We start from the raw sequence: 21,969 nt of genomic DNA, 5'->3' as shown, positions 1-21,969 counted from the left end.
GGCTGGTCAGACGACGGCTGCTTCGATCAATTTGACGAGCTCGGCAGCTGCCCGCTCAACGTCGTCGTTCACGATGACCTGGTCGAACTCGTCCGCGGCGGCCAGTTCGATCTCGGCGCGCGCCATCCTTGCCTCGAGATCGGGCGGCCCTTCGGTTCGGCGGCCCAAAAGACGATCGCGCAGCTCGCCGATCGACGGTGGCGCCAGTAGCACGAACTGCGCCTCTGGCATCGACTCGCGAATTTGCCGGGCGCCTTGAAGCTCTATCTCCAGGACGGTCGGCCGTCCGGCGGCGAGGTGTTGTTCGACCGGCTTACGCGGCGTGCCGTATCGATTGCCGGCGAAGGTCGCGTATTCAAGTAGCTCGTCGTCCGCTATGAGCTGATCGAACTGCCCATCACTGACGAAATGATATTGAACCCCGTCGGACTCACCCGGCCGCGGGTTGCGGGTCGTGCAGGAGACCGAGACCCAGACGTGTGGAAACAATCGACGAACCTCGGCCACCACGGTGCCTTTGCCGACACCCGAAGGTCCGGAGAGGACAGTCAGTCGAGCGCGGTGAGATTCAGGCTGGACAGAGGTCATGCTCGCATTCTGCCCAACGCGTCGCGGCGGCGTTCACTCCGGTCTCCCGCAGCTACCCGCCTCGCCCGGAGCAGCGCAGAGGTGCACCCGCTCAAGATATCGATTCGCTTTTCAGGAAAACGAATTCGTCGATAGCGCGTTCAGTCGCTTCGCGCATCGCTGCGGCGGACGGACCGTGTCGCAGAACCTCGCGTGAGACGCTGGGTAGCACCGCAGCCAGACCGGCACCGAAGATACGTCTCACGTCGGCCGCGGTACCGCCTTGGGCACCTATGCCCGGGACCAGGAACGGGCCATTCAGACCGGAGAGGTCGGCCACCGAGTCGCCAATCGTGGCACCGACCACAACCCCCAAGGAACCTAGGGGCTCTGCGCCGGTATTCCGAGCTGCCAAGTCGTCGACGATCGACTGGGCGACGGTGCGGCCGTCGGCAACGCGTGCGTGCTGAACCTGCGGGCCTTCGGCGTTAGAGGTTAGTCCGAGTACGAAGACTCCGGCACCGTAGCGGTCCGCCAGCTCGAAGGCAGGCTGCAGCGAGCCAACGCCCAGATACGGACTGACCGTGATGGCGTCGACCGCAAGGTCAGAAGCCGGGTCGAGGTAGGCATCGGCATATGCCGACATGGTTGAGCCGATGTCGCCACGCTTGACATCGAGCAGAACCAACGCGCCAGCCGATCGTGCCGCGACGATCGTCCGTTCAAGGACCGCTATACCGCGGGAGCCGAAACGTTCGAAGAAAGCGGACTGTGGTTTGACGACAGCTGCCGTGTCTGCGAACGCCTCGACGCAGGTGAGCGCGAACCGCTCGAGCGAATCGACGTCGTCGGACAGACCCCACTGGCTGAGCAGGCTTGCGTGGGGATCGATGCCGACGCACAAGGGACCGCGGGTGCCGAGGGCATCGACGAGACGGGCACCGAAACTCATGAGGAAACCTCTATTGGCGTTCGGTCGGCGAAGAACTCTGCTTGTTCGTCCATTGATCGGTGTGCGAATCCGACGGCTTCGGCAACCGACGTGAAGCCCCGAGCAGCCAGTTCGGCGTTGAGTTCAGCGATGATTCGAATCGGCGCGGTCGGGTCATGAAAGATCGCTGTGCCGACCGAAACCGCGGATGCGCCCGCAAGGATGAACTGCAACGCATCTTGGCCGGTCTTGATACCTCCCATACCGAGCAAAGGTAGATGAGGTACGGCCTGATGGACTTGCCAAACACAGCGCACCGCAACTGGCCTGATCGCCGGCCCGCTCAAGCCACCCGTTACCCCGCCAAGCGTGGGGCGCATCGTGTCGAGGTCAATCACCATACCGAGCAAGGTGTTTATGAGTGAGATACCGTCGGCCCCAGCATCGACCACTGACCGGGCGATCTGGCCGATATCGGTTACATCTGGCGATAGCTTGGCAAAGATCGGAGTATTGGGGTTCGTCGCCCGCCGGACCGCCGAGATCACCCGGGCGGAGGCACTGGCGTCGCAGGCGAATACCTGCCCTCGATTCTCGACGTTCGGGCAGGAGATGTTTACCTCCAACAGGTCGACCGGTTCGTCATACAACCGTCTGGCGAGTGCAACGAATTCGTCGGTGTTGTGACCTGCGATCGAAACCACCGTCCGAGCGCCCGCCTGGCGTAACCAGCTGAGGTCGTTCGCGATGAAGGACTCGATACCGGGGCCTTGCAGGCCGATCGAATTCAACATTCCACTCGGAGTCTCGGCCATTCGTGGCGTCGGCCGACCCGATCGGGGCTTCAACATGATCGACTTCGTTACGATCGCACCGAGCTCTGAGACGTCGAAGAACTGGCTCAACTCTTTACCCGCCGCCGCGCAACCGGATGCGGTCAGAACGGGATTTGGCAACGCCATCGATGCGAGCGACGTCGTCATATCGACGCTCATCGGTGACGGTCGATCTTCCATTTGCTCACTCGCCATCCTCACATTCCATCCGCGCCGAGCAGGTCAGCCGGCAATGTACCTACGTCGGCCCATCTGACCCGGCCGGCGTCAAAAACCGGTCCCTCCACGCATGACCGGACGAACCTTGAAAGCCCGTCCGAGTCCACCACCGGCAGTACGCAGGTCATGCACACGCCGATCCCGCAGGCCATCGACTCCTCGACGGCAACCAGCGCGGGTATCGCATGGGCCTGCGCGACCTCGCCGACCGCTCGGAGCATGCCCATCGGCCCGCATCCGTAGACAATCTCTGCTCCCAGCCGCTCGATTGCTGACGGCAGTGGATCGGTTACCCAACCCCGCTGGCCTGCCGAACCATCATCGGTGGTCACCGTGACTGCTCCGACCAGCCGCTTCACCTGCAGTTCGCCGAACAACCGGCTTGCTGTAGCGGCACCGATTATCACCTCGAGCTCGCTCTCCTGGCTGAGCAGCATTTCTGCCAACGGAATCAACGGAGCCGTACCGTAGCCGCCACCGACGAGAACAGCTGGCACACCGGGCTGGGGCAGCGGAAATGGCACACCGAGCGGACCGACAAGATCCAGTCGGGCGCCGATCTGCTGCCGCACCAGCCACTCGGTGCCCCGGCCATGCGCGGCGACCACGAACTGAATTGTGCCTGCGTATTCCGTGCCAGGTTTGACACCGTACAAGGCGAATGCTCGTCGCAAGAGCATCGAGGTGTCGGGCCCGCCGACTGCGACTGCCACGAACTGCCCCGGCCGGTAACCACGCGCGACTCCCGGTGCGACCACCGTGAATTGAACATATTCACCGAGCTTGGTCACGTCGAGAATCTCGCCGGACTCCTGGACAGCATCCGAGCTTCGACCCGGGCCGGTGCTGCCGGTGCCGCCCGAAGCTGAGCCACTCAAATCTGCGCCGTTTGTGCCGTTGGAGTCCATCAGCGTCCCTCGCGCCAAGCCTGCAGGGCCAGGTGATGCGACTGCAGCGACTGCACGCCGACCTCGCCCCGAACCAACTCCTCGATCCCCTGGACGGCCGCGGCTGCGGCCTGCACGGTCGTCAAACATGGGATCCCCGCCTGCACGGCGGCCGTACGGATCTCGTAGCCGTCGACTCGCGGCCCCGAGTTTCCTGGTGAACCGAAAGGGGTATTCAGTACCAGATCGACCCGTCCAGCAAGGATCTCCTCAACGATGTTTCCCGGACCAGCGGAAAACTTGCCGACGACCTCGGCCGCGACGCCATTGCGTCGCAGAACTTGGGCGGTTCCCTCGGTGGCCAGGATCCGGAACCCCAAATCGTGCAGTCGCTTGACGGGGAAGATTGCGGCACGCTTGTCCCGGTTCGCGATCGACACGAACACAGTTCCCTTGACCGGAAGTGAGCCGTAGGCGGCGGCCTGCGACTTTGCAAATGCAGTTCCGAACACCTTGTCGAAGCCCATGACTTCGCCGGTGGACTTCATCTCGGGACCAAGAATCGAATCGATCGAATCACCCGCCGGCGTGCGGAATCGATGAAATGGCAGTACAGCCTCTTTGACAGCGATCGGCGCATCGGAGGGCAGGTCGCCGCCATCGCCAATTCTCGGAAGCATGCCTTCGGACCGAAGTTGGGTAATTGTCGCGCCCAGGGCAAGTCGCGCCGCCGCCTTGGCCAACGGGACTGCGGTGGCTTTCGAAACGAAGGGCACCGTGCGACTTGCTCGGGGATTTGCCTCCAGCACATACAGAATGTCGCCTGACAGTGCGTACTGCACGTTCATCAGTCCGCGAACACCTACTCCCTGCGCAAGCTTGAGGGTCGCGTCACGAACTTGGTCGATGACCGAACTTCCGAGCGTTATCGGTGGGAGCGCGCAGGCGGAATCGCCGGAGTGAATGCCGGCCTCCTCGATGTGCTCCATGACCCCGCCGAGGTAAAGATCAACGCCGTCATAAAGGGCGTCGACATCGATCTCAACGGCATCGTCAAGAAAGCGATCGACCAAGACCGGTCGGTCGGGTCCGATCTCGGTGGCCCCGGCGATATAGGCGGCCAGGTTCGCCTCGTCATAGACGATCTCCATGCCACGCCCGCCCAAGACATAGGACGGTCTGACCAGCACTGGATAGCCGATCGCATCCGCTGCGGTCTTGGCCTGGGCAAAGGAGATTGCCGTCCCGTGTTTGGGTGCAAGCAGCCCCGCTTCGTCCAGCACCCGGCCGAATGCCCCGCGGTCCTCCGCAAGATCGATCGCCTCGGGCTGGGTACCGAGCACGGGCACGCCTGCCTCTTTGAGGCGACCCGCGAGGCCCAGCGGTGTCTGGCCGCCGAGAGTGCAGATGACGCCGGCTACATTGCCTGATTGCTGTTCTGCATGCACGACCTCGAGGACATCCTCGAAGGTCAACGGCTCGAAATACAGGCGGTCAGCAGTGTCGTAGTCGGTGGACACCGTTTCGGGGTTGCAGTTGATCATCACCGTCTCGTAGCCGGCCTCGCGAAGGGCCATGACGGCATGCACGCACGAGTAGTCGAATTCGATGCCCTGGCCGATCCGGTTCGGACCACTGCCGAGGATGAGGACCTTCAGCTTGTCGGGCTGGGCAATGACCTCGGTCTCTTCGTCATAGGACGAATAGTGATAGGGCGTGATGGCCGCAAATTCGGCTGCGCAAGTGTCGACCGTCTTGAAGACCGGTCGAATTCCGGCACGATGACGCAAGGCCCGCACGCCATCCTCGCCCGCCAGCTCCGGCCGCAGCTCGGCAATCTGCCGATCCGACAGTCCATGTCGTTTGGCTTCCCGCAGGAGCTCTGGCGTAACCGAGACGGCAGCCGCCACCCGCTCGCCGACCTCGAGGATCAGCGCGATCTGGTCGATGAACCACGGATCGATGCCGGTGGCCTCGGCGACCTGGTCTACTGAAGCGCCCGCTCGCATTGCCCGCTCAACCGCATATAGGCGTCCGTCGGTGGGCACCGAGGCGATTCCCAACAGCTCATCGACCGAGGCAAAATCGCTGTTCGAACGCGGACTGGTCCAGAATCCGGCAACCTTCGTATCCATGGAGCGCATCGCCTTGCCCAGTGCCTCGGTGAAATTGCGTCCGATCGACATCGCTTCGCCGACTGACTTCATGTGGGTCGTCAGGACCGGGTCCGCGCCAGGAAACTTCTCGAAGGCGAACCGAGGGATCTTTACGACCACGTAGTCCAGCGCCGGCTCAAAGGAGGCGGGCGTAGCCCGAGTGATGTCGTTGCTGACCTCGTCGAGCGTGTAGCCGACGGCAAGCTTGGCAGCAATCTTGGCAATCGGAAAGCCAGTCGCCTTCGAGGCCAGGGCAGACGAACGCGAAACGCGCGGGTTCATTTCGATCACGATCATCCGGCCGGTCTCGGGATTGATCGCGAACTGGATGTTGCAGCCGCCGGTATCGACGCCGACCTCGCGCAAGATTGCTATGCCCACATCGCGCATGTGCTGGTATTCACGATCGGTCAAGGTCATCGCCGGTGCGACGGTAATCGAGTCGCCGGTATGTACACCCATTGGATCAACATTCTCGATCGAGCAGACGACGACCACATTGTCGTTGCGGTCGCGCATCAGCTCGAGCTCGAACTCCTTCCAGCCGAAGACGCTTTCTTCGACCAGGACTTCGGTGACCGGTGACGCAGCCAATCCCCGCCCGACCAGTATGCGGACCTCATCGGCAGTGTGGGCCATTCCCGAACCGAGCCCACCCATGGTGAACGATGGACGGATGACCACCCGGTTCCCCACCGTCTCGGCAAAGGTCATAGCCTCTTGCAAGGTGTGGCACACCGCTGACGCCGGTGTCTCGGCACCAACGAGCCGGACGATGTCCTTGAACTTCTGACGATCTTCACCGCGTTGAATCGCGTCGATGTCAGCGCCGATCAACTCGACGCCGTATTTGGTGAGCACGCCGGCCTCATGCAGGTTTACCGCGAGGTTCAAAGCCGTCTGTCCGCCGAGGGTGGCCAGGATCGAATCAATCGGCCGCCCCAGGTCCCGCTCGGTTGCGATGACCTTTTCAACGAAATCGGCGGTAAGGGGCTCGACGTATGTGGCGTCGGCGAACTCAGGATCCGTCATGATCGTCGCAGGATTGGAGTTGATCAAGCTCACCCTGAAACCCTCGCTGCGTAGCACGCGGCAGGCTTGGGTTCCGGAGTAGTCGAATTCGCACGCCTGGCCGATCACAATCGGACCAGATCCGATAACCAGGATGTGTTTGATGTCAGTTCGTTTTGGCACTATTTCTTCCCCTTGGCGGCGGCACCACGGCCCTCAAGCAAATCGACGAACCTGTCGAACAGATACGCCGCATCATGTGGCCCTGCCGCAGCTTCGGGGTGGTACTGCACCGAGAACGCCGGTGCATCGAGTGCCCGCAAGCCCTCCACCACATCGTCGTTCAAACACACGTGGCTAACCTCGACCGCTCCGTAGTCAGTCTCGGTAGCGCCGTGCCGTGGGGCGTCGACGGCAAACCCGTGATTGTGCGCGGTGACCTCCACCTTGCCCGTCGAGAGATCTTGAACCGGCTGGTTGATCCCCCGATGGCCGTAGCGAAGCTTGTAGGTGCCGAAGCCGAACGCTCGACCCAAGAGTTGATTTCCAAAGCAGATTCCAAACACTGGTAGCTCAACGGCCAGCAGTTGGCGCAGCACGGACACCGCTGCGTCCGCGGTGGCCGGATCGCCTGGGCCGTTCGACAGGAAGACAGCATCGGCGCCCGTTGCGAGCACCTCCGCTGCCGACGACGACGCCGGGAGGACGTGTGTAGTGATGCCTCGCTCGGCCATCCTTCGCGGCGTCATCGACTTGATCCCGTAGTCCAACGCAGCGACGGTGAACCGGGTTTCACCCAGTGCGGTAACGGTATATGGCTCTGGCGTCGACACGTCGGCGGTCAAGTCGGCACCCGCCATCATTGGCGATTCATGCACCTTCGACAGCAACGAGTCAGCGACGAGGTCGGTCGAGGACACAACACAGCGCATCGCCCCCCGCTCACGCAGATGGCGCGTCAACGCTCGAGTATCGATACCAGATATGCCGACAATGCCCTGCAAGCGAAGCTCATCCTCGAGTGAACGACGTGCTCGCCAGCTCGACACCCGGCGGGCGGGATCGCGCACGACATAACCGGAAACCCAGATCCGAGTAGACTCGTCGTCCTCGTCGTTGATTCCCGTGTTACCGATGTGCGGCGCAGTTTGGATGACGATTTGGCGGTGATACGACGGATCGGTGAGCGTCTCCTGATAGCCGGTCATCCCGGTGTTGAAGACTGCCTCCCCGAATGTCTCACCCATAGCGCCGAATTGCTCGCCGGTAAACGTCCGGCCGTCCTCTAGAACGAGCAGAGCCTTACTCATCCTCTTTTCGTCCCCGATTCGTTCATCTCGTTGTCTGAGTCCGTATGTAAGTCCTTGCGCGTGCGCGCATCCGTGCTGATGTCGGTACCAGCGTTTATTGCTCGCACCCACGCCGGGTACCCGGCTTTGTCATCCGCGCGCAGGCCGGTGTCGAGCTCGACGTCGCCATGACGCCACCGGAGCACCAGCAGACCGCCCCGCCCGACAACTTTCCCGGCGAGTGCTGGCTCCAAGCGTGCGTCGAGCAACTGCCCCGCCGGTATGAAGATCGACCGGCTTCCCTGCCGCTCGATGAGCACACCGTCGTCTGTCAGCCGCGCCCGTGAATCCGCCCGCTGCCCTAAGGAATGCACGACGACTCTATTTTGCCATTGCGTTGCGATCGTCGTGCCGACATAGAGTCCCGATAATTCGGCTACCCGATCCGGGCCGAGTGTCGATGGGATCGCTGCGAGATCGGGCAATGCGCTCTGCCGGCGGCCGCGATTGCGCCAACCGGTGCGCAGACCCAAGAGCGCCAGCGCAAACAGGACGGCGAACGTGAGAACCAACTCGATCCTGTTCATGCCGGCACCCGTTCGTTGTCAACGAGCATGCCCTCGGAGACGGTCAGACGGCCGCGTAACAAGGTGGCCAGCACAACACCTGGCAGGGTGCGCCCGGCGAACGGGGTGTTGGTCGACAGAGACGCCAATTGATCCGGATCGACCAGCCAACTAGATTCCGGGTCGATCAGGGTGAGATTGGCGGGCTCGCCGACCCTGATGTCGCGGCCATGCTCGCTCACGCCACCGATGCGAGCCGGACGCACACTCATGCGATCTGCCAGCCCGGCCCAGTCGAGCAGTCCGGTGTTGATCATGGCTTCGATGACCACCCCGACGGCTGTCTGCAGGCCGAGCATGCCGAACGCCGCATCACCGAATGCATGATCCTTGTCGTGCCCGGCATGGGGCGCGTGATCAGTCGCAACCGCGTCGATCGTTCCGTCGGCCAGAGCCGCCCTCAAAGCCTGGACGTCTTCAGCTGGCCGGAGCGGAGGATTCACCTTGAACACCGGGTCATAGCTGGTCAGCAAATCACAGGTGAGCAGCAAATGATGCGGAGTTACCTCGGCCGTGACGTCGATTCCGCGGGACTTCGCCCACCGGATCACTTCGACGCTCCCCGCGGAAGAGACATGGCAGACGTGCAATCGAGAACCCGTGTGTTCGGCCAGCATCACATCGCGGGCGATGATGCTCTCCTCCGCCACTGACGGCCAGCCGGGAAGGCCCAGCCGGCCCGATATTTCGCCCTCGTGGGCACAGCAGGTGGAGTCGGCCAGCCTCGGGTCCTGAGCGTGCTGGGCGAGGACGCCATTGAAGGGCTTCAGGTATTCCAGCGCTCGACGCATCAGCCGTGCATCCGACACACAATGGCCGTCGTCGCTGAAGATACGAACGGCTGCTGACGAACGGGCCATGTTGCCGATCTCGGCCAACTGCTCGCCGGCCAAGCCCTTCGACACCGCCCCGACCGGGCGCACGTCCACTAAACCGGCCTCGCGGCCGAGGCGCTGGACCTGTTCCACGATTTCGGCGGTGTCGGCAACCGGATTTGTGTTCGCCATCGCATGGACACATCCGAAGCCGCCGAGCGCGGCCGCGGCGGAACCGGACTCGATCGTCTCGGCGTCTTCACGGCCGGGCTCTCGCAGGTGGGTATGCAAGTCCACGAACGCCGGAAGCAGGATCGCCCCACGACCGTCGATGATCTCAACTGGAACGCCTTCCCGGGACACGCTGATGCCAGGGCCTATCTCGGCGATCAGGCCGTCGGCGATCAGCACGTCGGTGATCACGCCGCCGAGGGGTCTTACGCCATGGAGAAGCACTGCGTTGCTATGCGGCCGATCACGCCGTGCGTCGCCGTGCGGCGCGCTGCTTCGCACCTCATCGCTGGGCCGTTGAATCATTGGGTCACTTCTTCCAGAAGGGGCGCAGGCACATCGGCACCGGCGAGGAGGTGGTAAAGGACCGACATCCGCACCGCCACACCGGCTTTGACCTGATCGAGAACGATCGAACGGTCCCCGTCGGCCGCCGCCGACGAAATCTCGAGGCCTCGATTCATAGGTCCTGGATGCAGGATGGGCGCACCGTCCGGGAGCAGTTTCAGCCGGCGTGGATTAAGACCATAGGAGATGGCGTACTCACGTTCGGTAGGGAAATAGCCGCCGCTCATGCGTTCGCGCTGAACCCGAAGCATCATGACGGCATCGACTTCACCGTTGACCTTGCCGACCAAGGTTTCGTCCAGATCCCAACTGGTCGCACAACCCCAGGTTGCCACGCCTGCCGGCATCAAGGTCGGGGGCGCCACCATTGTCACCTTCGCGCCCAAGGTGTGCAGTAGCAACACATTGGATCGGGCGACCCGGCTATGGGTGAGGTCCCCAACGATCACGACGTGGCGACCGGCTAGGTCTCCGATGCGTCGCCGCAAGGAGAACGCATCCAGCAGAGCCTGGGTGGGATGCTCATGCGTTCCGTCGCCGGCGTTGACGACGTGGCAATCGACCCACTCGCTGATGCGCTGTACCGCGCCGGACGTCGCGTGTCGAACGACCAGCGCGTCGACCCCCATGGCCGCGACTGTCAACGCGGTGTCGCGAAGGCTCTCGCCCTTGCTCACGCTGGAGCCCTTTGCGCTGATGTTGATCACGTCAGCCGACAGCCACTTGCCCGCGATCTCGAACGACGAACGCGTTCGGGTGGAGTCCTCGAAGAAGAGGTTCACGACGGTACGACCACGCAAGGTCGGCAATTTCTTCACCTGACGAGCTTGGATGGCGTACATCTGCTCGGCGGAATCGAGGAGAGTCAGTGCTTCAGCCGCGGAGAGGTCCGCGGCGCTGAGCAGGTTGCGACTCATTCGTCCGGCCAAGCTGCCGCGTCGGCGTCGTCCAAAGCTGCGCTGCGAGTGCCGTCAACCCCTGGACGGCCGATCGCAGCAGGGCGGACAACGAGGTGGACAGCATCCTCGTCGTCGATCTCGGTAAGGCTCACTTTGACCTGCTCCTCGCGCGCGGTGGGCAGGTTTTTGCCCACGTAGTCGGCCCTGATCGGCAGTTCGCGATGGCCGCGATCGACGAGCACCGCTAGTTGGACCGCTCGTGGACGCCCGAGGTCGTTGAGCGCGTCCAGGGCAGCGCGGACGGTCCGCCCGGAGAACAGCACATCATCGACCAGGATCACGAGTTTGCCGTCGATCCCACCTTCAGGTTCCTCAGTCGGGCCCAGAGGGCGAATGCCCTGCGTCCGCAAGTCGTCTCGGTGCAGTGTTATGTCAAGCATTCCCAACCCGACATCGACACCGCCGAATGAGCGGATCCTGCTAGCCAGTCGCCGCGCGAGGTATGCACCGCGAGTCGGAATACCAAGTAGAGCCAGATCCGAGCCGCCTCGGCTCTTCTCAAGAATCTGGTGGGCGATTCGATCCAAGACACGCGAGACGTCGTCGGCGTGTAGGACGGTCTTGAACTCAACCCCGGAATGACGGGTGATGGCGGATGCTCGGCTCGAAGGCCGCGAGTTCGACTGTGCCGGCATGGCTACAGCGGACCCCCTTCCTCGCCTCACAGGACGAGTCGTTAAAGGACGTCGGATTCACGTTCACGGTAGCAGCCCCAGGCGGTGCACAGGTCGCGGGGCGCGCCAAGGCAAGATTCGGGAGTTAATCCGGGCAAGATAGACGACAACTGTTACGCTGTGTTGTCTAAGTACTATTCCAAAGGGACATCCAAACGGACATCCAAAGGGACATAACCACCCTAATCCGTAACCGTGAGTGGTCGCACCACCTATAGAACGTAGGACGCGAACGTGACTGAGCAGAACGCGGGAGAAGCAGAGGCCGAGGACCTCGCCTCTGTTGTCGGCGGGTCCGCCGCGGCAGACGGGCCGTCAGAGGCTCCGGACGACCGCGAGTACGCCCGCGCCCTGGGCAGCCGTTTGCGTGCGGTCCGTTCTCAGCAGCGACTTTCGCTCCATGGTGTGGAGCGAAAGTCTGGCGGCAAGTGGAAGGCAGTCGTCGTCGGCTCGTACGAGCGCGGCGACAGGGCCGTATCCGTCGCCCGGTTGGCCGAGCTCGCCGAGTTCTACGGGGTGCCGATCTCGGAGCTCCTGCCGTCCGAGGAGGGCGGGGCGTCCTCGCGTCCCGAGGCGTCCAGCAAGATAGTGCTCGACCTACAGAAGATGCAGAACATACCCGCCGAAGACGCCGCTCCCCTTGTCCGTTACGCCCAGTCGATCCAGCGGCAACGGGGCGACTACGGCAACAAGGTGCTCTCGATCCGGGGCGAGGACCTCCGCGCCCTTGCATTGATGTTCGATACGTCGCTGGAAAAGCTCACCGAGCGCCTGATCGACTGGGGTGTGCTTGCGCCCGGCTCGATGGGTCACTCGACTTCGGAGCCAAAACACACCGCAGGGACCTGACCCAGTTCAAAGCATCCAATATCAGGCCGGGCCGTGAATGGTCAGGCTGCACTCGCGAGTAGCCAACCGCTGTGACGATTGCGCTCTCAGCTACCGGCGGAGCCGCCGGCCGGGATCTGGTCACGCAGCACTCTGCCGAGGATTCCGTTGACGAATTTCGGTGAATCGTCGGTCGACAGATTCTTAGCCAGCTCGACCGCCTCGTCAATGGCGACCGCGTCCGGTATGTCATCGGCCCACAGCAATTCGTAGAGTCCTACCCGCAGTATCGCGCGGTCGACGCCCGGCATCCGCTCGAGCGTCCAGCCTTCGGAGTAGTCCGATAGCATTTGGTCGATCTCTGGCTGCCGCGCCGACACTCCCGAGACCAGCTCAACCGTGTATTCGTTTATCGGTGGGTCACCAAGGGCAACTCGCTCGGCAAGGGTCGCCAAGGGGTCGTCACCGCGCAAGTCCGCCTCGTAGATGAGGTCTACAGCGCGTTTACGGGCTTTGCTGCGGGCAGCCATATCGAAGACTATCTATTCCGGCTAGCTGCTGATCCGACCGAGGTACCGGCCGTCCCGGGTGTCGATCTTGATCTTTTCGCCGGTGGTGACAAAGAGCGGCACCTGCACCTCGGCGCCGGTTTCTACTGTTGCGGGCTTCGTACCGCCAGTCGCACGGTCACCTTGCAGACCCGGCTCGGTGTAGGTGATCAGCAATTCCACCGAGGTCGGCAGCTCGATGAAAAGCGGTAGACCTTCATGCACCGCGATGACCGCTTCCGCGTTGTCGAGTAGGTAGTTGGCGGCCTCGCCCACGACCGCAGCAGGAACATGCATCTGCTCGTACGATTCGCCGTCCATGAACACGAAATCGTCGCCCTCTTTGTAGAGGTAGGTCATGGCCCGCTTGTCGACTGTCGCCGTCTCGACCTTGGTACCAGCATTGAACGTTCTGTCGACGACCTTGCCGGAGAGGACGTTCTTCAAGGTGGTTCGAACGAAGGCGCCTCCCTTACCAGGCTTGACGTGCTGGAATTCAACAACGGTCCACAACTGGCCGTCGATATTGAGAACCAAGCCGTTCTTCAGGTCGTTCGTGCTGGCCATAAGTGGGTAGGTCTCCTAGATCTCGTCAGTGACACATCATCGGATTGCATGTTGGGCTTCCGGTGACCGCGCGGTCTTGGGTAGTCGATGCTCGCTACCCAAGACTAGGAGCACCAACGCACTAGTTTAGCCGCCGAGCGGATTCGAACCGACCACCGGATACAGCACGCCCACGGCCCGTCCCGGTCTGATTAGCGGTATCGACACACTTGCCTGCTGGAGCCATTGCCTCATGCGGTCGAGACAGCTGTTCGGTCGCTGTCCAAGCTCAGCTGCCGGCCGGGGTGAACCCGAGCACGGGGCGACTTCTGCCGCCACTTTCGACGAGCAGAGCAACGGCGATTCCACCCGGTTTGATACCGCCATGAGTGCCGACCATCCCCACCGGCTCGATGGTGCGACCGAAGCTCAATTCAGCGGCCTGCTCCTCGGTAATATGCCTGATCGGCATGGCGACCTCTATCGCCTGCGGCAAGGGCAGGACGACCGGGTCGTCGAGCTCAGCCAGCTCCTCCAGAGGCAGCGCTCGCTCTAACCCGAACTGTCCCACCCGAGTCCTTCGCAAGGCCGTGAGATGGCCACCGACTCGCAGTGATGCGCCGAGATCACGAGCGAGGGCGCGCACGTACGTCCCTGACGAGCAGTCAACCACCACATCGACGTCGCAGAAGCCACCGTGATCATCGTCGACAAAACGCGGTCCACCGATGATGTCGAATCTGGAGATCGTCACCGGGCGAGCGGCGAGGTCTACTGTTTCGCCCGCCCGCACGCGCGCATAGGCCCGTTCGCCATTGACCTTGATCGCTGAAACCGAAGATGGTCGCTGTTGAATCTCCCCGCTGAGGACACCTATTTCGCTAAGGATTTGATCCACCGACAGCGACGACGCATCCGTCCTGGCAAGGATCTCGCCGTCCGCATCGTCGCTGGTCGTCGTCGCGCCAAGACGAACGGTCGCTTCGTAGGTCTTGTCCGTCAGCACGAGGTGATTGAGAAGCTTGGTAGACCGTTCGACGCCGATCACCAGCACTCCCGTCGCCATTGGGTCAAGAGTGCCTGCATGCCCGACACGTCTCGTCTTGGCGAGTCGGCGAACCTTGGACACGACGTCGTGGGAGGTGATCCCAGGCGGTTTGTCGACGATGATGAGGCCGCCTGGCCCGGTGGGTCCCTTACGTGCCACAGGTAATCTCCGCTCTGGTCACTGACTGCCGCCTCATGCTGCCTCTCCTACAACCAACCATCGATTTCCCCTGGTGCGCCAAGTCATTCCGACGAATCGCAGACCGATGAACACCGCCAACCCGATCCAAATGCCAGCCAGACCCCATCCAAAATGCAACGCGGCGAGGCAGATCGGCACATAGCCTCCAAGTGCCGCGACGAGGGTCACGGTGCGCACGAAGGCATTGTCGCCCGCGCCGAGAAGCACACCGTCCAGAGCAAAAACGATGCCGCCGAGCGGCATCATCGCAACGAGCCAGGGCCAGAGCACGTGAGCCTGATGCTGTACCGAGAGATCGGAGGTGAACGCTGCAGGGATCGCATACCAGCCTGCAGCCATTGCAGCACCGAACAGTGCCCCCGCCGTGACGCCATATCGGCTGACGCGCCATGCGATCGCTTTGGCTGCCTCGACATCGCCACCGCCGAGCGCTGCCCCTACCAGTGATTGCGCCGCTATTGCGAACGAATCAAGCAACAACGCGATGAACTCCCACAACTGCAGGCCGATTTGATGAGCGGCCAACTGGGCGGCGCCCATGCGACCGGCCACTCCGGCGGCGGTCAAATAGGCGGCCTGGAAGGCCAGCGCCCGTAACACCAGATCTCGGCTGACGACCAATTGCTTGCCCATCACTGGCCACTGTGGGGCCTTGGGAAGGGCCTGGCGCCTGATCGCGACAATGCACAGCAACGCCGCAATCCACTGAGCGCCAACGTTGGCAACGGCGGAACCCTCCAGTCCCAGACCGGCCGGGTACACCAGCAGCGGCGAGGCAACCGCGGAGGCGAGGTTGGCGACGACGACGATCCGAACCGGGGTCCGAGTGTCTTGGACGCCCCGCATCCAGCCGTTGCCGGCGAGCACCAACAACACGCCGGGTAGACCGAGTATTGCAATCCGCAGCCACGATTCGGCCGCCGTTGCAACCTCATTGGCGCCACCTGCGACCAGCCTCGTCAGCGGGCCGGCAATCAACTCACCGACACCGACAGCCGCCAGGCCAACGATGAGGGCGAGCCACGATGCCTGCACGCCCTCATTGACCGCCGCCTCCCGCCGGCCCGCACCGTAGAACCGTGCGGCACGCCCGGTTGTGCCGTATTCGAGGGAACTACCGAGGATTGCGAGCAGCGTCATGATGGTTCCTGCCGCGCCCAATGCCGCCAGTGGGACGCGACCGAGATGACCCACGACTGCGGTATCAACGAGTAAAAAGAGTGGTTCGGCCGCAAGGACCACAAACGCTGACCCGGCAAGGGTCACGATCCGCCTGGCGGAGGTGTCAGTAGTCGTCACGATAAGCCTGTCGAGTGATCATCGATCGCTGCTGGCCGCCGGCTCGACGACAGCGATTGCCTTGCTCTGGCGGCTTACTCGCCTTCGTCGTCCGCACGTGGCTTACGGTAGGGGTCGGCATCGCCGGCGGGCACGGCATTTTCCCGGACCTTCGACACATCCGCATCAGCTTGACGTGCCACCGCGAGTAGATCCTCGATGTGCTTGGCAGTATCGGCGATCTCGTCGAGTACGAAGGTCAACGTGGGAGTGAACTTGACTCCGGTCTGCTTACCGACTTCGGAGCGCATCTGTCCCTTGGCTGCCTCGAGCGCTGCCGTCGAGTCCGAACGTTCGAGCTCACCACCGAACACGGTGTAGAAGATCGTCGCGTCATGGAGATCACCGGTCATCCGAACGTCAGTCACGGTCACCATACCCAACCGTGGATCCTTGATCTGGCTTTCTATGTACGAGGCAACAATCTGCCGAATCCGACCCGCCATTCGACGCGATCTCGGCGAATCAGCCATGGTGTCTTCCTTTCAACACGTAAAACGGGGAGTCTCCGAACCAGTCCATGATTCGGAAACTCCCCGCCAGAACTACTTAGCCGCGCGGCTTTTCGCGCATCTCGAAGGTCTCGATGATGTCGCCGACTTTGATGTCGTTGAACGAACCGAGACCGATACCGCATTCGAAGCCCTCGCGGACTTCGGTCGCATCGTCCTTGAACCGTCGCAACGAATCGACCGCCAGATTCTCGTTGACCACGATTCCATCACGAACCAGCCGAGCCTTGGAATTACGGCGGATCGTGCCCGAGCGAACAATGGAGCCCGCCACGTTGCCGATCTTCGGAACCCGGAAGACCTCGCGGACCTCGGCGGTACCGAGCTGCGCCTCTTCGAATTCCGGCTTCAGCATGCCCTTCAACGCCGCCTCGATTTCGTCGATCGCCTGATAGATGACGGTGTAATACCGCACATCTACCCCTTCACGATCGGCGATCTCGCCAGCCTTGCCGGCGGGACGAACGTTGAATCCGATGATGACTGCGTCCGAGGCGATCGCCAGATTCACGTCGTTTTCGTTGATCGCTCCAACGCCACGGCCGATGACCCGCAACGACACCTCGTCGTTGCCGTCGTTCAGCTCGATCTTTAGCAATGAATCCTCGAGCGCCTCGACCGAGCCCGACACGTCACCCTTGATGATCAGGTTCAACTGCTGAACCTCACCCGCTGCGAGTGCCTTGTCGAGATCATCGAGTGAAATTCGACGACGGTTGGATGCAAGCTGCGCATTCCGCTCGCGGGTCGATCGACGATCAGCGATCTGTCGAGCGATCCGGTCCTCTTCGACAACGATGAACGAATCGCCGGCCCCAGGCACCGACGTCAAGCCGAGCACCATCACTGGTGTTCCGGGGCCCGCCTGTTCGACCTGGTTGCCGTCATCGTCGAGCATTGCCCGGACGCGACCAAATGCGTCTCCAGCAACGATGGAATCACCGACATTCAGCGTCCCCCGCTGCACCAACACCGTCGCGACGGGACCGCGACCGCGGTCCAGATGCGCTTCGATGGCGATGCCCTGCGCGTCCTGATCCGGGTTTGCTCGCAGGTCGAGCGCCGCGTCAGCGGTCAGCAGGATTCCTTCGAGTAACTCGTCAATGTGCAGGTTGTTGCGGGCAGAGACATCAACGAACAACGTGTCGCCGCCATACTCTTCGGCGACGAGCCCATATTCAGTGAGCTGCTGCCGAACCTTGGCGGGATTGGCACCTTCCTTGTCGATCTTGTTCACAGCGACGACGATCGGCACATCGGCGGCCTGTGCGTGATTGAGCGCCTCGATCGTCTGAGGCATCACGCCGTCGTCGGCTGCAACGACAAGCACTGCAATGTCGGTCACCTTGGCGCCGCGAGCACGCATAGCCGTAAACGCCTCGTGACCGGGTGTGTCGATGAACGTGATCGGTCGGGTGCTTCCCTCGTGATCGACGTGGACCTGGTAGGCACCAATGTGCTGGGTGATGCCACCTGCTTCGCCGCCGATCACGTTGGTCTTGCGGATCGCATCCAGCAGGCGGGTCTTACCGTGATCGACGTGACCCATCACAGTCACGATCGGTGCACGAGCAATCAGATCACCTTCGGCGCCCTCATCCGAACCGAACGTCAAATCGAAGGACTCCAGCAGTTCACGGTCTTCGTCCTCAGGACTGACGACCTGAACGTTGTAGTTCAGCTCCGCACCGAGTAACTGCAGCGTCTCCTCGTTCACCGACTGCGTAGCGGTGACCATCTCACCGAGATGGAACATCACCGTCACCAGTGAGGCCGGCTCAGCGTTGATCTTGTCGGCAAAGTCAGACAGCGAGGCTCCTCGCGGCAGCCGCAACACATCGCCGTTACCGCGCGGAACCTGCACGCCGCCAATCGAGGGCGCAGACATGTTGTCGAACTCTTGGCGTCGCTGCTTCTTGCTCTTGCGGCCACGAGTCGGACGACCGCCCTGGCGACCAAATGCACCTGCGGTGCCCGCGCCACGACCGCGACCGCCTGGACCGCCGCCACCTGGGCGGGGGCCGAAGCCGCCGGCTCCAGCGCCTGGAGCACCGGTGCCGCCGCCTGGGCCGCCGCGGTAACCGCCGCCGCCGCCGCCAGCCGGACCACCTGTGCGGTAGTTACCGCCGCCACCGCCAGGAGCACCGCCGGGACCTGCGGGACGACCAGCGCCGCCCGGTCCACTGGGGCGACCACCGGGGCCACCGCCAGGACCGGCAGGGCGACCGGGACCACCAGGGCCCCCCGGTCCTCCGGGACGACCCGGACCGCCGCTGCGACCGGGCACCAAGCCCGGATTGGGCCGCGGCGGCATCATGCCTGGATTAGGTCGCGGACCGCCTGGACCAGCTGAGCCGCCGGGACGAGGGCTTGCTGGGCGCGGCGGCATCTGATTCTGGTTGTGTCCGGGAGCGCCCGCAGCCGGACGAGGTGTTGCCGGCCGGGGTGCGGCCTGGCTTCCGACTCCAAATGGATTGTTCGCTACCCGAGGCGCGCCAGGGCGCGGACCAGCCGGCCTGGGAGCCGGCGCACCGGGGCGCGTCGCGGCAGTTGGGTCCTCGACCGTTGGAGGCGTAACCGGCAGGGCGGGTTCGGGCGTGACAACCGGCGCCGGCGCGGGCGTCGAGTCGGCTACGGGTGCAGGAGCGGGCGCAGCTGCGACCGGCGTCGGAGCAGGCGCTACGGGTGCCGGAACGGGCTTGGCGGCCGGTTTCGGCGCGACCTTCTTGGCCGGCGCCGCGGACCCAGCTGGGAACGCTTCACGGAGCCGACGCGCCACAGGGGCTTCTACCGTCGACGATGCACTCTTCACAAACTCGCCGAGTTCGCTCAACTTGGCGAGAACTTCTTTACTTGGTACACCAAGCTCTTTGGCGAGCTCGTGTACGCGGGCCTTGCCTGCCACTGGACTCCTTGTCGCAGGACCGGCGGTGACCCGCACAGTCCCGATTTAGGTGGGAAACGCAATCATGGTTGGCGCTTCATCGGGTGCTCATAGCTCTTCGTCTCACTTTCGCGGGTCTCCCCAACGACCCGAGCGGCGGAAGCCGTACGGGGTACTACAGGTCACCAGCTGAGGTAGCGACCGCACTTGGCGCTTCAAACAGCGATGACACGTATTCGCGGACCGGCGTCGGATCGGTGGTCGCCGTACAGCGCAGCGCCCTGCCAAATGCCCGACGACGCTCAGCGAAAGTCACGCACTCCAGGTTCGGGTGAATCCATGCTCCCCGGCCCGGAGCGCAACGCCGCGGATCTGGGCAGATCTGGACCGGACTAACCGGAACAGCTCCAACCGCTGGATCAGCGACTACGCGTAGCAACTCGGTGGCAGTCGCTCTTTGGCGGCAGCCGATGCAGGTGCGGATAACTACACGTTGCAGCGAGACTGCCCCCAGCGGGTTGACGGCCACAAAGAAGTCTACTCCCTGTCGTCGCCAGCAGCGTCCACGACGCCCGCCTGGCCGACAAGCTCGGCCGGAACGACAGCGCTTGAATCTGGACCAGCGCCATCTGAACCTGCGCCGTCTGAACCTGCGCCGTCTGAACCAGCGCCGTCTGAACCAGCGCCGTCTGAACCAGCGCCGTTTGGACCAGCACCCGCCGCTTCTGCACCCTCGGTCTCGGCGTCAGAATGGATGTCGATCCGCCATCCGGTCAGGCGAGCGGCCAACCGAGCGTTCTGACCTTCTCGGCCGATCGCGAGAGAGAGCTGATAGTCGGGCACGACCACTCGAGCCGCTTTGGCCACTGCATCGACAACAGTGATCTGCTGCGCTCGTGCCGGCGAGAGCGCGTTCCCCACAAAAGTTGCTGGGTCCTCGTCGTAGTCGATGATGTCGATCTTCTCACCGTGCAGCTCGGCGACGACATTGCGCACGCGCTGTCCCATCGGGCCGATGCACGCGCCCTTTGCATTCAGGCCGTCGACCATGCTGCGGACCGCGATCTTGGTTCGGTGGCCGGACTCGCGTGCTACGGCCATGACCTCGACACTTCCATCGGCGATCTCGGGGACCTCCAACGCGAACAGCTTCTTCACCAGTCCTGGATGCGTCCGACTGAGACTGATCTGCGGGCCTCGCATGCCACGTGTGACGGCGACGACGTAGGACTTGATCCGCGTGCCGTGGTCGTAAACCTCACCAGGAACTTGCTCTGACTGCGGGAGGACAGCCTCGATCTTGTTGTTCAACTCGACGATTACAAGACCGCGTTGCGCGGCTTGGGCGTCCGCTTGGATCACTCCTGTGACGATGTCGCCTTCATGCCCGGAGTATTCCCCGAACGTGGTGTCGTGCGCCGCGTCGCGCAGACGTTGCATGATGACCTGCTTCGCGGTCATGGCGGCGATGCGTCCGAAATCGGTGGGAGTGTCGTCGAATTCTTCGATAAGTGCCCCGTCCGGGCCGTGCTCGGCAGCCCAGACCGTCACCTCGCCGGACTTCCGATCGATCTCGACACGCGCGCTCGGCATCGGATGATTGGTGTGACGATATGCGGTCAGTAGTGCTGTCTCCAGCGCCTCCATGACGGTATCGAACGGAATCTCTTTCTCTCGCTCGATGCTGCGTAGGGCTGCAATGTCCACTGAGACCATGGGCTCAGGCCTCCTCGTGTGCGTTCTGGGCTACGTGCGCTGTTGCGCGGTTGTGTTCGCGGTTCGCGGGCCGTCCTGCTTGGCCGGGCGCAGGGTCGCTGTCTGGCTCGAAATCATCGGACGCCTGGGAGTCATCGGACGGCGGGAAATCATCCGGCACCCCCGGTCGGGAGAACTCCACCTGAATACGACCGGGCCCCAGCGTTGAATGTGGATGTCTTGTCTGTTCGCCGTCATGGTCGAGCACGACAGCGTTGGCGTCGACCGACGTTATTCGCCCCGATATCAGATGAGCGCTTGCATTGGCGTGTGCGCCGCTCGTGCCAGCGCCCGACTCGCCCACAGGCCCCGACTCGTCCAAAGGCCCCGACTCGTGCAAAGGCACGGTGACGAGGCGACCGATCGCACGACGCCAGTGGCGCAGCTCGGTGAGGGGCCTGTCAACTCCAGGCGAGGAAACTTCGAGGACGAATGGGCCGGAAAATGTCGTCGGCTGAGCTGAGTCCGCGTCGGCGTCCAACAGCTCTGACAGCGCGCGGGATATGTCAGCTACCGCATCGAGGTCCACGCCGTCATCAGCATCGACGATGACACGAATCAGACTGCGCCGACCGGCGGCCGTCACGGACAGGTCTTCAAGGTCATAGCCCTGCGACGTGATCACCGGCCCGAGCAGCTCCATCAGCTGTTGGCGCTGCGGCGTCCGCGCACTCATCCTCTCAGCGCTCCCGTCGGTGTCCAGTTGTGGTTAGTAGGCGTACCTGCGCTCACACTACCGGCATCTGAAAGACTGGTCGGG

20 protein-coding genes are annotated in these 21,969 nt (G+C 63.0%); 1 reads left to right on the top strand and 19 read right to left on the bottom strand.

Annotated features, from left to right (window positions below; translation table 11 throughout):
• Positions 1-6: 6 nt before the first annotated feature.
• The 10 genes from gmk to pyrR all read right to left on the bottom strand — a co-directional run bounded on the left by gmk (position 7) and on the right by pyrR (position 11,510).
• Positions 7-588, bottom strand: coding sequence for a guanylate kinase (gene gmk, locus ACSMXN_RS11795; RefSeq protein ID WP_022912444.1), 582 nt, complete (start codon positions 586-588; stop codon positions 7-9).
• A gap of 91 nt (positions 589-679) precedes the next feature.
• Positions 680-1,519 carry an orotidine-5'-phosphate decarboxylase gene (pyrF, locus tag ACSMXN_RS11790; RefSeq protein WP_022912443.1) on the bottom strand — a complete coding sequence of 280 codons (840 nt, stop codon included), beginning with the start codon at positions 1,517-1,519 and terminating at the stop codon, positions 680-682.
• Complete coding sequence (locus ACSMXN_RS11785; RefSeq protein ID WP_455407755.1) at positions 1,516-2,529, bottom strand: dihydroorotate dehydrogenase; 1,014 nt, start codon at positions 2,527-2,529, stop codon at positions 1,516-1,518. The genes pyrF and ACSMXN_RS11785 overlap by 4 nt, the downstream gene beginning before the upstream one ends.
• Positions 2,530-2,531: 2 nt before the next feature.
• Positions 2,532-3,461, bottom strand: a complete 930-nt coding sequence (locus tag ACSMXN_RS11780; RefSeq protein WP_022912441.1) for a dihydroorotate dehydrogenase electron transfer subunit — start codon at positions 3,459-3,461, stop codon at positions 2,532-2,534.
• Positions 3,461-6,790: a carbamoyl-phosphate synthase large subunit gene (gene carB / locus ACSMXN_RS11775; RefSeq protein WP_022912440.1), complete on the bottom strand. Its 3,330-nt coding sequence runs from the start codon at positions 6,788-6,790 to the stop codon at positions 3,461-3,463. The genes ACSMXN_RS11780 and carB overlap by 1 nt, the downstream gene beginning before the upstream one ends.
• Entirely contained in the window at positions 6,790-7,917 is a 1,128-nt protein-coding gene (gene carA / locus ACSMXN_RS11770) for a glutamine-hydrolyzing carbamoyl-phosphate synthase small subunit (RefSeq protein ID WP_022912439.1), read from the bottom strand. Before carA ends, carB begins: the two co-directional genes overlap by 1 nt.
• Positions 7,914-8,483: a PH-like domain-containing protein gene (locus ACSMXN_RS11765; RefSeq protein ID WP_022912438.1), complete on the bottom strand. Its 570-nt coding sequence runs from the start codon at positions 8,481-8,483 to the stop codon at positions 7,914-7,916. Before ACSMXN_RS11765 ends, carA begins: the two co-directional genes overlap by 4 nt.
• A complete protein-coding gene (locus ACSMXN_RS11760; protein ID WP_022912437.1) occupies positions 8,480-9,874 on the bottom strand; it encodes a dihydroorotase in 1,395 nt (464 codons plus the stop codon). The genes ACSMXN_RS11765 and ACSMXN_RS11760 overlap by 4 nt, the downstream gene beginning before the upstream one ends.
• Positions 9,871-10,833 (bottom strand): aspartate carbamoyltransferase catalytic subunit, encoded by a 963-nt coding sequence (locus ACSMXN_RS11755; RefSeq protein WP_022912436.1) that lies wholly within the window; start codon positions 10,831-10,833, stop codon positions 9,871-9,873. The genes ACSMXN_RS11760 and ACSMXN_RS11755 overlap by 4 nt, the downstream gene beginning before the upstream one ends.
• Complete coding sequence (pyrR, locus tag ACSMXN_RS11750) at positions 10,830-11,510, bottom strand: bifunctional pyr operon transcriptional regulator/uracil phosphoribosyltransferase PyrR (protein WP_022912435.1); 681 nt, start codon at positions 11,508-11,510, stop codon at positions 10,830-10,832. The genes ACSMXN_RS11755 and pyrR overlap by 4 nt, the downstream gene beginning before the upstream one ends.
• 390 nt (positions 11,511-11,900) lie before the next feature.
• Between pyrR and ACSMXN_RS11745 the strand changes: the two genes are divergently transcribed.
• Positions 11,901-12,398: a transcriptional regulator gene (locus ACSMXN_RS11745; protein ID WP_027139226.1), complete on the top strand. Its 498-nt coding sequence runs from the start codon at positions 11,901-11,903 to the stop codon at positions 12,396-12,398.
• Between the two features lie 86 nt (positions 12,399-12,484).
• Here ACSMXN_RS11745 and nusB read toward each other — a convergent pair whose 3' ends face one another.
• The 9 genes from nusB to rimP all read right to left on the bottom strand — a co-directional run bounded on the left by nusB (position 12,485) and on the right by rimP (position 21,885).
• Positions 12,485-12,907 (bottom strand): transcription antitermination factor NusB, encoded by a 423-nt coding sequence (nusB, locus tag ACSMXN_RS11740; protein ID WP_022912433.1) that lies wholly within the window; start codon positions 12,905-12,907, stop codon positions 12,485-12,487.
• A 21-nt stretch (positions 12,908-12,928) separates the two neighbouring features.
• A complete protein-coding gene (efp, locus tag ACSMXN_RS11735) occupies positions 12,929-13,492 on the bottom strand; it encodes an elongation factor P (protein ID WP_022912432.1) in 564 nt (187 codons plus the stop codon).
• Positions 13,493-13,760: 268 nt separating this feature from the next.
• Positions 13,761-14,678, bottom strand: coding sequence for a tRNA pseudouridine(55) synthase TruB (gene truB / locus ACSMXN_RS11730; RefSeq protein WP_022912431.1), 918 nt, complete (start codon positions 14,676-14,678; stop codon positions 13,761-13,763).
• A 33-nt stretch (positions 14,679-14,711) separates the two neighbouring features.
• On the bottom strand, positions 14,712-16,019 hold the full coding sequence (locus tag ACSMXN_RS11725; protein ID WP_022912430.1) for an MATE family efflux transporter: 1,308 nt from the start codon (positions 16,017-16,019) through the stop codon (positions 14,712-14,714).
• Between the two features lie 74 nt (positions 16,020-16,093).
• Positions 16,094-16,531 carry a 30S ribosome-binding factor RbfA gene (gene rbfA / locus ACSMXN_RS11720; RefSeq protein WP_022912429.1) on the bottom strand — a complete coding sequence of 146 codons (438 nt, stop codon included), beginning with the start codon at positions 16,529-16,531 and terminating at the stop codon, positions 16,094-16,096.
• Between the two features lie 76 nt (positions 16,532-16,607).
• The gene (gene infB / locus ACSMXN_RS11715) at positions 16,608-19,475 is read right to left on the bottom strand and encodes a translation initiation factor IF-2 (RefSeq protein ID WP_022912428.1); all 2,868 of its coding nucleotides are present in this window, start codon (positions 19,473-19,475) and stop codon (positions 16,608-16,610) included.
• A 154-nt stretch (positions 19,476-19,629) separates the two neighbouring features.
• Entirely contained in the window at positions 19,630-19,983 is a 354-nt protein-coding gene (locus ACSMXN_RS11710) for a YlxR family protein (RefSeq protein WP_455407754.1), read from the bottom strand.
• Between the two features lie 8 nt (positions 19,984-19,991).
• A complete protein-coding gene (nusA, locus tag ACSMXN_RS11705) occupies positions 19,992-21,170 on the bottom strand; it encodes a transcription termination factor NusA (protein ID WP_022912427.1) in 1,179 nt (392 codons plus the stop codon).
• A 4-nt stretch (positions 21,171-21,174) separates the two neighbouring features.
• Positions 21,175-21,885, bottom strand: a complete 711-nt coding sequence (rimP, locus tag ACSMXN_RS11700; protein WP_022912426.1) for a ribosome maturation factor RimP — start codon at positions 21,883-21,885, stop codon at positions 21,175-21,177.
• Between the last annotated feature and the right edge of the window lie 84 nt (positions 21,886-21,969).

Source organism: Parajatrophihabitans canadensis, assembly GCF_053764775.1.
This window is presented reverse-complemented; position numbering and strand designations above follow the sequence as displayed.